11 protein-coding genes are annotated in these 12,777 nt (G+C 73.4%); 4 read left to right on the top strand and 7 right to left on the bottom strand.

Translation table 11 applies throughout. From position 1 onward, the window contains the following. Positions 1–102: 102 nt before the first annotated feature. Positions 103–1,011 carry an EamA family transporter gene (locus ACFV0T_RS05680; RefSeq protein ID WP_385774789.1) on the top strand — a complete coding sequence of 303 codons (909 nt, stop codon included), beginning with the start codon at positions 103–105 and terminating at the stop codon, positions 1,009–1,011. A gap of 59 nt (positions 1,012–1,070) precedes the next feature. Here the strand turns inward: ACFV0T_RS05680 and ACFV0T_RS05675 are convergent, their stop codons facing one another. From ACFV0T_RS05675 to ACFV0T_RS05655, 5 genes are all read right to left on the bottom strand, one after another. Continuing rightward, complete coding sequence (locus ACFV0T_RS05675) at positions 1,071–2,453, bottom strand: serine hydrolase domain-containing protein (protein ID WP_385774787.1); 1,383 nt, start codon at positions 2,451–2,453, stop codon at positions 1,071–1,073. 290 nt (positions 2,454–2,743) lie between these two features. Next, the gene (locus tag ACFV0T_RS05670) at positions 2,744–3,982 is read right to left on the bottom strand and encodes an MFS transporter (RefSeq protein WP_385774785.1); all 1,239 of its coding nucleotides are present in this window, start codon (positions 3,980–3,982) and stop codon (positions 2,744–2,746) included. Positions 3,983–4,091: 109 nt separating this feature from the next. Next, entirely contained in the window at positions 4,092–4,892 is an 801-nt protein-coding gene (locus tag ACFV0T_RS05665) for a sugar phosphate isomerase/epimerase family protein (RefSeq protein WP_385775103.1), read from the bottom strand. A 52-nt stretch (positions 4,893–4,944) separates the two neighbouring features. Continuing rightward, positions 4,945–5,877: a GNAT family N-acetyltransferase gene (locus ACFV0T_RS05660; RefSeq protein ID WP_385774783.1), complete on the bottom strand. Its 933-nt coding sequence runs from the start codon at positions 5,875–5,877 to the stop codon at positions 4,945–4,947. 531 nt (positions 5,878–6,408) lie between these two features. Then, a complete protein-coding gene (locus ACFV0T_RS05655; protein WP_385774781.1) occupies positions 6,409–7,455 on the bottom strand; it encodes a LacI family DNA-binding transcriptional regulator in 1,047 nt (348 codons plus the stop codon). A 301-nt stretch (positions 7,456–7,756) separates the two neighbouring features. Here ACFV0T_RS05655 and ACFV0T_RS05650 point away from each other — a divergent pair, with 301 nt between their 5' ends. From ACFV0T_RS05650 to ACFV0T_RS05640, 3 genes are read left to right on the top strand one after another with little or no spacing between them, the layout of a single operon-like run. Next, entirely contained in the window at positions 7,757–8,908 is a 1,152-nt protein-coding gene (locus ACFV0T_RS05650) for a Gfo/Idh/MocA family protein (protein WP_385774779.1), read from the top strand. Next, entirely contained in the window at positions 8,905–10,059 is a 1,155-nt protein-coding gene (locus tag ACFV0T_RS05645; RefSeq protein WP_385774776.1) for a dihydrodipicolinate synthase family protein, read from the top strand. The genes ACFV0T_RS05650 and ACFV0T_RS05645 overlap by 4 nt, the downstream gene beginning before the upstream one ends. Positions 10,060–10,091: 32 nt before the next feature. Then, entirely contained in the window at positions 10,092–10,898 is an 807-nt protein-coding gene (locus ACFV0T_RS05640) for a sugar phosphate isomerase/epimerase family protein (protein WP_385775101.1), read from the top strand. A gap of 452 nt (positions 10,899–11,350) precedes the next feature. Here ACFV0T_RS05640 and rbsD read toward each other — a convergent pair whose 3' ends face one another. Both rbsD and ACFV0T_RS05630 read right to left on the bottom strand, forming a co-directional pair. Beyond that, entirely contained in the window at positions 11,351–11,740 is a 390-nt protein-coding gene (gene rbsD / locus ACFV0T_RS05635) for a D-ribose pyranase (RefSeq protein WP_385774774.1), read from the bottom strand. After that, complete coding sequence (locus tag ACFV0T_RS05630) at positions 11,737–12,732, bottom strand: ribokinase (protein WP_385774772.1); 996 nt, start codon at positions 12,730–12,732, stop codon at positions 11,737–11,739. The genes rbsD and ACFV0T_RS05630 overlap by 4 nt, the downstream gene beginning before the upstream one ends. Positions 12,733–12,777 lie beyond the last annotated feature (45 nt).

The following is a 12,777-nucleotide window of genomic DNA, read 5'->3' as shown; positions in this document are numbered from 1 at the left end:
GACCCCTCCTGGTGCTCGGCGTCGGCCGCTTAGCGTTCCTTAATCCGACCGTGCAGCAATCATCGCTGGTGCTTCATGGTCGTGGGAAGTGATCCTCGACGTATGAAACCCGCGCACCTCGCCCTCGCCGTCGCCGTGGCCGCCGTCTGGGGCGTGAACTTCACGGTCATCGAGATCGGCCTCGACCACTTCCCGCCCCTGCTCTTCTCGGCCCTGAGGTTCCTGGTCGCGGCCGTCCCGGCGGTCTTCTTCGTCGGACGCCCGAAGGTGGCGTGGAAATGGATCGTGGCGGTGGGCCTGGTCCTGGGAGTGGCGAAGTTCGGGCTGCTGTTCGTCGGCATGGACGCCGGAATGCCGGCCGGCCTGTCGTCCCTCGTGCTCCAGATACAGGCGGTGTTCACCGCGCTGATCGCGTTCGCGGTGCTCGGCGAGCGGCCCACCGCGGTCCGCGCGGCGGGCATGCTGGTCGCTCTCGCCGGCATCGGCGTCGCGGCCGTGGACGAGGGCGCCTCGGGCCCGCTCGGCGCCTTCGCGCTGGTCGTCGCGGCCGCGGTCTGCTGGGGCGCCTCGAACGTCCTGACCCGCAAGGCGGCACCCCCGGACGCCCTGAACTTCATGGTGTGGGTGAGCACGGTCCCGGTCCTGCCGCTGCTGGCCCTGTCCCTGCTGCTGGAGGGCCCCGCCCGGGACTACGACGCCCTGGGCGCGCTGGACCGGCAGGGCGTCGGCACGGTCGTGTACGTCGCCTGGGTCACCACGGTCTTCGGCTTCGGAGCCTGGGGCTGGCTGCTGCGCCGTCACCCCGCCTCAACGGTCGCCCCCTTCTCGTTGCTCGTCCCCGTCTTCGGGATGACGTCCGCGGCCCTCTTCCTGGGCGAGTCGGTGAGCCCGCTCAGATGGTGCGCGGCGGCACTGCTGGTCGGTGGGGTCGCGCTGACGTCCGTGGCACCCGCGCGCCCCACCGCGCGGCTGGACGGCGCGCGCCTCGGGAGCCGTCGACCGGTCTCCTGACCTCGGGAAGCGTCGGGCCGGCGGCGTCGCCGACGAGGGTGACGCCGTCCATGAAGCGGCTAGGAGGTGGCGCGGACCCGGGAGAACAGGCGTCCGGCCAGGTCGACGCCCGTCACCGTGCCGCTGTCGTCGCGGCCGAAGAAGCCGCGCTGCCCCTTGAAGGCCCCCTCGGTGATGACGTACTCGTCGCCGTCCCCCGGCAGCAGACCGAAGGGGAACGGCGCGTGGTCCGGCGGGAGCTCGGTGTCGCAGGCGGCGCGCAGCTCCGGCTTGATCCGGACCTCCAGGGTCAGACCGGTGCCGTCCGTGCCGACGGCGAAGGTCATCGCGTCGTTCTCGTACGCGCCGGTGACCTCCCGCGCGCGGGCCGGGTCGTACGGGATCGGCTCGGGGTCGCGGTCGACCACGCCGAGGTACGTCTCCAGTGCCCAGCGGACGATCGTCCGGTTGCAGGGGATGCCGTCCGGACCGGCGTTGGACAGCGCGACCACCGCGAAGTCCCGTTCGGGGACGAGGAGGAGCTCCGCGAACTGGCCGTTCGCCGAGCCGCCGTGGCCGACGGTGCGCACCCCGTCCACCTCGCGCAGGAACCAGGCGATGCCCAGCGCGTCCCCGAGCGAGCTGGCCCGCAGAGCGACCGTCCGCTCCCGCATCCGGTGCAGCGTCCCGGCCGACAGGACCCGCTCACCGCTCTGCGCCCGGCCGTCACCGAGGTGGAAGCGGGCCCAGCGCAACAGGTCCGAGACCGAGGTGACGAGTCCGCCGCCGGGGTTGTTGGCGCGGGTGCCCTTCCAGGGGCGGGCGACGGACAGGGTGCCGTCCGCGTCGAGGTTGTGGCCGACCGCGAAACGCCGGGTCAGTACGTCGTCGGCCCGGTAGAAGCTCTGTGCCAGGCCGAGCGGTTCCAGTACGAGGGAGGCGACGGCCTGTTCGTACGTCAGCCCCGTGACGTTCTCCAGGAGATGCCCCAGCAGGTTGAAGCCGGCCTGGCTGTAGGAGGAGCGGGCGCCGGGCGGGGCGATCAGCTCGTGGCCGGCCAGCTTCGCCACGAAGGAGGCCAGGGCGTCGTCGCCCTCGCCGGTGTCGACGAGGAGGTTCCAGTCCAGGCCGGCCGTGTGGTTGAGCAGCCGCCGCACGGTGACCTGGGCGGCGGCCTCCTCGTCGGCGAGCGCGAACGAGGGGGCGTAGCGGCTCACCGGGGCGTCCAGGTCGACCCTCCCCTCCTCGACCAGCCGCATGAGTGCCGTCGCCGTGTGGGTCTTGGTCACCGAGGCCACCTGGAACAGCGTGTGCTCGTCGACCGGCAGCGGGTTCTCGATGCTGGTGATCCCGTGGGACGCGGTCAGCTCCCGGCCCCCCGCCAGGATCCCGACGGCGACGCCGGGGATGCCGTACCGCCGCGCCGTCGCCCCGGCGATCTCGGCCGCTGTCTCGTATGACATCGCGTTCCCCTTCCGGAGGACTCCCCAGCCGACTTGCACTTTGTTCAAGTCGGTGCGGCACGACTGTAGGGCAGGACTTGAACAAAGTGCAAGCGGGTGTCGTGGATCCGGGCCGGGACGCTCAGCGGGACGTGCTCCGGTCGTAGATCCGCGCCTTGGTTCCTCGAAGGTCTACCGACGGGCCTTCGGCGATTCCCGGATCGTCCCGGGCGCCGCTCACCTCCACCCGGACGCGGGGTACGGCTCGTGGCCCGCGGCGCCGGAGTGGTGCCTCGCGGGCGACGGCGAGTTCAGTCCCCGGCCCCCGGCCCGGTGGCGCCGCGCAGCTCGGGTGTCGAGGCGGCCACCGCCGTCACCGCCGCCAGGCACAGCAGGCCCCCACTGATCAGCGCCGTCGCTCCGGACGTCCAGCCGGCGATCAGGCCGCCGCGCAGATTGCCCAGGTTGGGGCCCGCCTGGCCGACGATCTGCTCAGCGGCCGTGACCCGGCCGAGCAGGGCGTCCGGGGTGCGGGTCTGCACGATGGTGCTGCGCGAGACGACAGCCGTGGTGTCGGCCGCCCCGGCCAGCACCAGCAGGGCGAGCCCCGTCCAGGCGCTGGTGGTCAGACCGAAGAGGACCAGGGCGGCGCCCCAGGTGGCGGACGCGCACAGCATCACCGGCCCCGGGCGCCCCAGGCGCGTGATCGAGCCGGAGAACGCGGAGGTGGCCAGGCCGCCCACGGCGAGGGCGGAGAGGAACAGGCCCAGCGTGCTCGGGTCGTCGCCGAAGCGCTCCGCGTTGACCAGCGGGAACAGACTCACCGGGAACGACAGCACCGTCGCGGCCAGATCGGTGAGCAGGGCGCCGCGCACCGCGCGGTGGCCGGTCAGGAACCGCAGCCCGTCCAGCACCCCGCGCAGTCCCGGCCGGGAGCGCTCGCCCTCGGGCGGCAGCGCGGGCAGCCCGAAGGCGCCGTAGAAGGACAGACCGAAGCTCAGGGCGTCCAGGAGGTAGCAGGCGCCGATGCCCAGCCGGCCGAGCAGCACGCCCGCGAGCGCCGGGCCGAGCAGCATCATCGCCTGGCCGGTGATCTGGTTCAGGGCGAGCCCGGCCGCCACCTGTTCCTTGGGCAGCAGCCGTGGCACGAACACGCCCGCGGCCGGCGCCCCGACCGCCCCGCAGGACGACTGAGCGGCGACCAGGCCGAGCAGCACGACCACCGGCACGTGCCCGTTGAAGCCCTGCACGGCGAGGAGGAGGGAGCAGACCGCCTGGCCGACCGTGGCGAGCAGGAACACCCGGCGGCGGTCGGCCCGGTCCACCCAGGCCCCCGCGAACAGCCCGACCGCGACCATCGGCAGCGCCTGCGCGAGACCGACCGCGCCGCTCCAGACCGTGCTGTGGGTCATGTCCCAGACCTGGTACATGACGGTGACCATGGTCATGACGCCGCCGAGCATGGACACCGTCCGCCCGATCAGCAGCCGCCGGAAGACAGGGGAGGTGCGCAGCGGACGTACGTCGATCAGCGCGTGCGTCAGACTCATGAGGGGGCGACGGGGCCGGGCGGGTTCACGGCCGTGAGGCTAACCGGCCGGGCCGGGCTCCGGCGAACCGATTTCCCCGGACGCCCGCACGACGAGCGGCGCCACCGCCCTACGCCGACTCGTTCAGCAACCGCCCCAGGTGCTCCCGCCCCGCGCCCAGCAGCTCCGGCAGCGGCGCGGCATCCTCGTACCAGCGCTTCTCGTACTCCCAGCACAGCCAGCCGTCCCAGCCGTGCCGGGAGAGCACCTCCACGCACTCGGTGAGCGGCAGGACCCCGGCGCCCAGCGGCAGCGGCGCGGTGTCGTCGGCGGCGGCGATGTCCTTGACCTGGACGTAGCCGAGGTACGGCGCGAGGGCCGCGTACGTCTCCGCGGGCTGCTCGCCGCCCAGCCAGGTGTGCATCACGTCCCACAGCGCCCCCGCCTGCCGGTGGCCGACCGGGCCCAGGATCCGGATCGCGGCGGCCCCGGTGCGGTGCGAGTCGTGGGTCTCCAGCAGGATCCGTACGCCGACGTCGGCGGCGTACTCGGCGGCCGTGCCCAGCCGGCGCGCGGCGACGGCGTCGGCCTCCCGCGGGGACTGTCCGGTGGCGGCGCCCGGGAAGACCCGCACGAAGGGCGCGCCCAGGTCGCGGGCCAGGTCGAGAAGTCCGCGGATCTCGTCGAGCACGGCGGTGTCGTCGCCGGGCGCGGCCACGCGCGCGTACCCCGCCAGACCGAGGATCTCGACGCCCGCCGCCTTGAACCCGGCCGCCACATCGGTCCGTTCGGCGGCGGTGAGGCCCGGATGCACCGGCTCCTCCGGATGCGCGCGCAGCTCCACTCCGTGATAACCGTGCTCGGAGGCCAGTCGCAGCACGTCCGGGAGCGGCAGGCCGGGGACACCGAGGGTGGAGAAGGCCAGCTTCATGTCCATCGACCCTACTCGTCGCCGCCGTCCCGCGCGCCCCCTCGTGCCCCGCTCACCCGGCCGTCCCGCGCAGGTCCAGCCGCCAGTCCTGGCCCACCAGGTCCTTGCCGAAGGAACGGTGCGGGGTCTCGGCGGTGAGGACGAAGCCGTGCCGCCCGTAGACGCGCCGGGCGGCGGCGAGCACGTCGTTGGTCCACAGCACGAGGTCCCGGTAGCCGACCTCGCGCGCGAAGGCGACGACGGCCGTGACCAGCCGGTCCCCGAGCCCCAGGCCGCGCGCGTCCGGCTCGACCAGCAGGAGCCGCAGCCGCGCGGTGCCGGGCGCCTCGTCCCGTACGCACATCACGCAGCCCACCGGCCGCCCGTCGAGCTCGGCGATCCACACCCGTTCCAGGTGCGGGTCGTGGTCCTCGGCGAAGTCGGCGACGATCCTCGCCACCAGCCCCTCGTAGTCGGTGTTCCACCCGTACTCGGCGGCGTACAGCGCCGCGTTGCGCTGCACGATCCAGCCCAGGTCACCGGGTCCCGGCTCGCGCAGGACCACGTCCTCGGCGCGGGGCGGGCGGCGCTCGTCCAGGATGGTCCGGATCGTGCGCATCGCCTCCGCGAGACGCGGACGGTCGCCGGGCGCCACGCTCCCCAGCAGGGAACCGACCGTCTCCCGGGCCCGCTCGTCCAGCAGTTCGGCGGCCTCCCGCCCGTGCGCGGTGAGCGTGACCCGGCGACGGCGCGGATCGTCCTTGGACGGTGCGCGCTCGACGAGCCCGTCCCGCTCGAAGCGGTTCAGGATCCGGCTCAGATAGCCGGAGTCCAGGGAGAGTTCGGCGCGCAGGTCGGCCGCGTCCGTACGACGGGAGTGCGCGAGTTCGTACAGGACGCGGGACTCGGTGAGGGTGTACGGGGCGTACAGGTGGCGGCCGTAGTCGAGGGCGCCGATGACGTTCGTGTAGAAGCGGTTGAAGGAGCGGATGTCCTGGACGCTCATGGCTCGACCCCGGTGATCCGATGGCTGACTCAGTCAGAGATACCTCGAACCGAGCGTAGGCCGCCCACCACGCCACGACCAGCCCCGAGACAGCCTGTCCGCGGTCCGCCCGAGTCGGCACCGGTTCTCGCCGCAGCCCGTCCGTCGTTCCGCTTCAGTCCGTCCGGCGTTGCGATTGGGTCCGTCCGTCGTTCGGCTTCAGTCCGTCTGGCGTTGCGTTTGGGCCCGTCCAGCGTTCCGCTTCAGTCCGTGCGGCGTTGCGATTGGGTCCGTCCGTCGTTCGGCTTCAGTCCGTCCGGCGTTGCGACTGGGCCCGTCCGTCGTTCGGCTTCAGTCCGTCCGGCGTTGCGACTGGGCCCGTCCGTCGTTCCGCCTCAGCCCGTCCGGCGTTGCGACTGGGCCGGCCAGGAGTTCTTCAGCCCGTCCGGCGTTTGAGGACGAGGCCGTTCAGGCCGAAGCGGGGGTCTGGGGGCGGCAGCCCCCAGCGAGACGCCCGCACCAGCGCCGGGGCGAGTCACACCGACGGTACGGTCACCCCCGCGGCACCCCGGAGGACCCCCGCACCATCAGCTCCCCCCGAACCGTCGCGATCTCCCCGGGCGGCGGCTCCTCCCGCCCCATCGCGATCCGCCCGGCCCGCGCACCGGCCTCGGCCAGCGGCAGCCGCACCGTCGTCAGGGACGGCACCGCGTCGATGCTGAAGGGGAGGTCGTCGAAGCCGGCCACCGACACGTCCTCCGGGATCCTCCGCCCGGACTCGCGCAGCGCCGCGCAGGCGCCCAGGGCGACGGAGTCGTTGGCCGCGACGACCGCCGTGAGGGACGGGTCGCGGCGCAGCAGTTCCAGGGTCGCCTCGTGGCCGGAGCGCCGGTCGTAGCGGCCGTGCACGGTCCAGCGCGGGTCCTCGTCGATGCCCGCCGCCGTCAGTGCCGCCCGGTGTCCCTCCAGCCGGTGCCGGGTGGTCGTCCGCTCCTCGGGTCCGGCGATGTAGCCGAGCCGCCGGTGCCCGAGTCCGATCAGGTGGTCGGTCAACTCCCGCCCGCCGCCCCGGTTGTCGAAGGTCAGCGCGACCGCCCCGGTGTCCGGCGCGGGCGGTCGCCCGCACAGCACCACCCGGGTCCCGGCCGCCGCCAGCTTGCGCAGCTTCGCCGCCACGGCCGCCGCGTGCGGCTGGTCCTCCACGGCACCGCCGGTCAGCACCACGGCCGCGGCGCGCTGCCGCTGGAGCAGCGTGAGATAGGTCAGTTCGCGCTCCGGGGAGCCGCCCGTGTTGCAGACGACCGCCAGCCGCTCGCCGCCGGCCCGGCCGCCCGGACCGCCGATCTCGGACTGGATGGCGCTCGCCATGATCCCGAAGAACGGGTCGGCGATGTCGTTGACCAGGATCCCCACCAGGTCGGAGGTGGCGGCGGCGAGCGCGCTGGCCGGTCCGTTCAGCACGTAGTCCAGCTCGTCCACCGCCCGCAGCACCCGTTCCCGGGTGGAGGCCGCCACGGGGTAGTTCCCGTTGAGTACGCGCGACACCGTCGCGGGGGAGACCTGGGCGCGGGCCGCCACGTCCGCCAGGGTCACCGTCATCTCGTTGTCCTCCGGTCGCGCATCGAGTCGCACCTCGCCGTACGTCGTCGCACACACAGACCGTCCGCAGGGCATGTACAGGGAGTGCACAGGCCCACGATCCACAGCGACGGCGTCGTGCGGTCCGAGCAGACCTTACGGCCCCACACCCGAGTTGTTCGCCCCCTCGAACAACTCGAAGTGGACACGGCCTTGTCCGGACCACCGGTCAGAGGCTAGCTTCTCACTACATAGAAAGCGCTTGCTGCGGTTGCCCGTTAACACCAGAATCCGGGCGCTCGGCGCCCACGAAGGGACTGACGTGACACGCAAGACGGTGCGTATCGCCATGAACGGCGTGACCGGTCGCATGGGCTACCGCCAGCACCTGGTCCGCTCCCTGCTGGCCCTCCGTGAGCAGGGCGGGCTCGACCTCGGCGACGGCACCGTGCTGTGGCCGGAACCGATCCTCGTCGGGCGCCGCGAGCACGCGCTGCGCGCGCTCGCCGAGCGCCACGGCCTGGAGCACGTCTCGACGGACCTGGACGCGGTCCTCGCCGACCCGGCCGTGGACATCTACTTCGACGCCCAGGTGACGTCGGCCCGCGAGGAGGCGATCAGGAAGGCGATCACCGCCGGGAAGCACGTCTACACGGAGAAGCCGACCGCCACCGGCCTCGACGGCGCCCTGGAACTGGCCCGCCTGGCCGAGGAGAAGGGCATCAGGCACGGCGTCGTCCAGGACAAGATCTTCCTGCCGGGCCTGCTCAAGCTGAAGCGCCTGATCGACGGCGGCTTCTTCGGCCGGATCCTGTCCGTCCGCGGTGAGTTCGGCTACTGGGTCTTCGAGGGCGACTGGCAGCCCGCGCAGCGCCCCTCGTGGAACTACCGTGCCGAGGACGGCGGCGGCATCGTCGCCGACATGTTCCCGCACTGGGAGTACGTCCTGCACGAGCTCTTCGGCCGGGTCAAGTCCGTCCAGGCCCTCGCCACCACCCACATCCCGCAGCGCTGGGACGAGCAGGGCAAGCCCTACGACGCCAGCGCCGACGACGCCGCGTACGGCATCTTCGAACTCGAAGGCGGCGCGATCGCGCAGATCAACTCGTCCTGGGCGGTCCGCGTCAACCGGGACGAGCTCGTCGAGTTCCAGGTGGACGGCACGGAGGGCTCGGCCGTCGCGGGTCTGCGCAGCTGCCGCGCCCAGCACCGCTCCGCCACTCCCAAGCCGGTCTGGAACCCGGACATCCCCGCCACCGAGGTCTTCCGCGACCAGTGGCAGGAGGTCCCGGACAACGCCGAGTTCGCCAACGGCTTCAAGGCCCAGTGGGAGCTGTTCCTGCGGCACGTCTACGCCGACGCCCCCTACCACTGGGACCTCCTCGCCGGCGCCCGTGGCGTGCAGCTCGCCGAACTGGGCCTGCGGTCCTCGGCCGAGGGCCGCCGCCTCGACGTACCGGAGATCTCGCTGTGACCATCCGGCTCCCCGGCCCGGCGGGCGGACTGCGGACCTACGAGCCCCGCACCGAACCCCTGGACGTCACGCCCGGCATCCCCTTCACCTCCCGTACGGTCTTCTCGGCGGCGCACGTCGTCGCCGACCCGTTCGCCGATGTCGGCCCCGACTCCCCGGCGGCCGTCGACTGGGACGCCACCCTCGCCTTCCGCCGCCATCTGTGGTCCCACGGGCTCGGGGTCGCCGAGGCCATGGACACCGCCCAGCGCGGCATGGGCCTGGACTGGGCGGGCGCGGCCGAGCTGATCCGGCGCAGCGCCGCCGAGGCCAGGTCGGTCGGCGGCCGCATCGCCTGCGGCGTCGGCACCGACCAGCTCACCGGCGGCGGCTCACCGGCCGAGATCCGCCGGGCCTACGAGGAACAGCTCGCCCTGGTCGAGGAGTCGGGCGCCCAGGCGATCCTGATGGCGTCCCGCGCGCTGGCCGCCGCCGCCTCGGGACCCGAGGACTACCTGGAGGTCTACGGCCACCTGCTGCGCCAGGCCGCCGAGCCGGTGATCCTGCACTGGCTGGGCCCGATGTTCGACCCGGCGCTGGAGGGCTACTGGGGGTCGACGGACCTCGACGCGGCCACCGAGACGTTCCTGGACGTCATCGCCGCCCACCCCGGCAAGGTCGACGGCATCAAGGTCTCCCTCCTGGACGCCCGGCGAGAGGTCGACCTGCGCCGCCGGCTGCCCGAGGGCGTCCGCTGCTACACCGGCGACGACTTCCACTATCCCGAGCTGATCGCGGGCGACGAGCGGGGCTTCAGCCACGCCCTGCTCGGTGTCTTCGACCCGCTCGGCCCGCTCGCGGCGGAGGCCGTACGCGTCCTGGACACCGGGGACGTGACGGGATTCCGCGGGCTCCTCGACCCGACCGTCGAGCTGTCCCGCCACCTCTTCCAGGCGCCCACCCGCTTCTACAAGACGGGCGTGGTCCTGCTCGCGTGGCTGGCCGGCCACCAGACCCACTTCACGATGGTCGGCGGCCTGCAGTCGGCCCGCTCCCTCCCGCACCTCGCCCGCGCCTACGAACTCGCCGACGGACTGGGCCTGTTCCCCGACCCGAAGCGGGCGCAGGAGCGGATGCGGACCCTGCTCGCCCTGTACGGAGTGAACCAGTGACCGACGAACTCGCCCGCTTCAGCATCAACCAGATGACGGTCAGGCAGCTGTCGCTGCCCGAACTGGCCGACGCCTGCCGGGAGCTGGGGGTGCCAGGCGTGGGCCTGTGGCGCGAGCCGGTCCAGGCGTACGGCGTGGAGGCGGCGGCGAAGCTGGTCCGCGACGCGGGTCTCGCCGTCACCACCCTGTGCCGGGGCGGCTTCCTCACGGCGATCGACCCGGCCGAACGGGCGGCGGCCCTCGCCGACAACCGTCGCGCCGTCGACGAGGCGGCCACGCTGGGCACGGACACCCTCGTCCTGGTCGGCGGCGGCCTCCCCGCCGGCTCCAGGGACCTGTACGGCGCCCGGGAGCGGATCGCCGACGCCCTCGCGGAACTGGGCCCCTACGCCGAGTCCCATGGCGTCCGCCTCGCGATCGAGGCCCTGCACCCCATGTACGCCTCCGACCGCTGCGTGGTCTCCACCCTCACCCAGGCCCTGGACCTGGCGGAACGCTTCCCCGCGCACCAGGTGGGTGTCACGGTCGACACATACCACGTCTGGTGGGACGACCGGGCGCCCGCCCAGATCGCCCGCGCGGGCGCCGGAGGCCGTATCCACTCCTTCCAGCTCGCCGACTGGACCACCCCCCTGCCCGAGGGCGTCCTCGACGGCCGTGGGCAGCTCGGCGACGGCGCGATCGACCTGCGGGAGTGGAAGGCCCACGTGGACGCGGCCGGCTACACCGGACCCATCGAGGTCGAACTCTTCAACGAGGGCCTGTGGGCACGCGACGGCCGCGAGGTCCTGACGGAGACGGCGCATCGATTCACCGAACACGTGAACCGGGGCACGTGAGTGCCTCGGACCTGAGGACCTGAGGGGCTGCGGGGCTGCGGGGCTGCGGGGCTGCGGGGCTGCGGGGCTGCGGGGCTGCGGGGCGCGGGCCCGGCCGCGCCGGCGGTCGCCGTGCGGGCGCACGGCGACCAGCGGCCCGCTCGGTGGCCGCTCACCACGCTCTGCACGACATCGGGCGGAAAAAAATCCCGGAGACCGTGCAACCCTTCCCGCGCTTGGCGGGTCGTACTTGGCATCAGGACCTTTGGAGGGGGATCTGGGGGGATCGCGGGGGTTCTGATACGGAGGGGAAGAGCCGAGGGGGTCAGGTCGACGGACCGGGCCCCCTCGAAGCTTTCACGCGGGCGACCCCGGCACGGGCGCACCGGCACGAGCGACCCCGGCGCGGGCCACGGCGCCACGAGCGACCCCGGCACACGCGACAGCGGCGACCCCGGCACACGCGACAGCGGTCAGAAGAACACGCCGCAGCGCAGCAGCACGTTCGCGTACGGCCGTGCCTCGCCCGTGCGGACCACCAGCCGGGCGCCCGCCGACAGTTCCTTGAGCCGCTCGTGCGACACCAGCACCAGCCCGGGGAAGTACCCGTCCAGCAGCGCGGCCGCCGCCGGATTCGCCGACCGCACCTCCGTCGCCGCCGTGCCGCCCTCGATCACCAGCTCGGCCATCAGCCCGTCCAGGACCTCGGCGAAGGACGGCACCCCGGCCCGGAACGCCAGGTCCACCACGCGCGGTCCGTCCGGTATCGGCATGCCTGCGTCACACACCAGCACCCCGTCGCCGTGCCCCAACTCGGCCAGCGCCGCCGAGAGATGCCGGTTCAGGATTCCAGCCCGCTTCACCGGGAATCACCTTCCGGCGAGGTTCCGGCCGCGCTGCCCGAGCCGCTCGTCCTGCCGGGGGTCCGGGGGTCTTCCTCCGGAACGGCACGGCAGAGCGCCTCCGCCTCCGCCGCCGTCGGGAACGACTCCTGCGCGCCCCGCTTCGTCACCGCGGCCGCGCCGACCCGGGCCGCGTACGTCGCGGCCTGCGCGAGGGACGAGCCCGTGCCCAGCTTCCAGGCCAGCGCCGCGGTGAACGCGTCACCGGCGCCCGTGGTGTCCACGGCCTCCACCCGCACGGAGGGGATCCGGGTGACACCCTCCGCGTCGGCCACCAGCGCGCCCTCGCCGCCCAGGGTGACGACCACCGAGCGCGGCCCCTTCGCCAGCAGGGCGCGCGCCCAGTCGGCGGGCTCGTCGCCCGCACCGGACCCGCCGAGGATCACCTTCGCCTCGTGCTCGTTCACGATCAGCGGGTCGCACGCCGCCAGCACCTCGTCCGGCAGCGGACGCGGCGGCGACGGGTTCAGCACGAACCGGCTGTCCGGCGCCAGGTTCCGGACCGCCTCGACGACCGTCTCCAGCGGGATCTCCAGCTGCGCCGAGACCACTCGCGAGGCCCGGAACAGGCTTTCCGCGCCCCGGACGTCCGCCGGTGCGAGCTTTCCGTTCGCGCCCGGCGACACCACGATGCTGTTGTCCCCGGACGGGTCCACCGTGATCAGCGCGACCCCGGTCGGCGCACCGCCGGCCAGGACGCCCACCGTGTCCACCCCGGCGGCCCGCTGCGCGTCCAGGAGCAGCCGGCCGTACGCGTCGTCGCCGACCCGGGCCAGCAGCGCCGTACGCGCCCCGAGCCGGGCGGCGGCGACCGCCTGGTTCGCGCCCTTGCCGCCGGGGTGGACGGCCAGGTCGGAACCGAGCACCGTCTCACCGGCCCCCGGCCGTCGCTCGACACCGATCACCAGGTCGGCGTTGGCCGACCCCACGACCAGAAGGTCGTAGTCGTACATGAGATGACTCCCTAAGCACATGGGTTGAGACGGCCGGGCGGCCCC

The sequence above is a fragment of the Streptomyces sp. NPDC059582 genome (assembly GCF_042735715.1).
In the GTDB taxonomy this organism is placed as follows: Bacteria; Actinomycetota; Actinomycetes; order Streptomycetales; family Streptomycetaceae; genus Streptomyces.
The sequence above is the reverse complement of the archived record's forward strand: the minus strand, read 5'-3'. Positions and strand labels throughout refer to the sequence as shown.

Coding starts and splice junctions, on each gene's coding strand:
- ACFV0T_RS05665 (WP_385775103.1), bottom strand. CDS start 4,892: ATGAAGCTGGCCTTCTCCACCCTCGGTGTCCCCGGCCTGCCGCTCCCG.
- ACFV0T_RS05670 (WP_385774785.1), bottom strand. CDS start 3,982: ATGAGTCTGACGCACGCGCTGATCGACGTACGTCCGCTGCGCACCTCC.
- ACFV0T_RS05660 (WP_385774783.1), bottom strand. CDS start 5,877: ATGAGCGTCCAGGACATCCGCTCCTTCAACCGCTTCTACACGAACGTC.
- ACFV0T_RS05680 (WP_385774789.1), top strand. CDS start 103: ATGAAACCCGCGCACCTCGCCCTCGCCGTCGCCGTGGCCGCCGTCTGG.
- ACFV0T_RS05640 (WP_385775101.1), top strand. CDS start 10,092: ATGACGGTCAGGCAGCTGTCGCTGCCCGAACTGGCCGACGCCTGCCGG.
- ACFV0T_RS05675 (WP_385774787.1), bottom strand. CDS start 2,453: ATGTCATACGAGACAGCGGCCGAGATCGCCGGGGCGACGGCGCGGCGG.
- ACFV0T_RS05655 (WP_385774781.1), bottom strand. CDS start 7,455: ATGACGGTGACCCTGGCGGACGTGGCGGCCCGCGCCCAGGTCTCCCCC.
- ACFV0T_RS05630 (WP_385774772.1), bottom strand. CDS start 12,732: ATGTACGACTACGACCTTCTGGTCGTGGGGTCGGCCAACGCCGACCTG.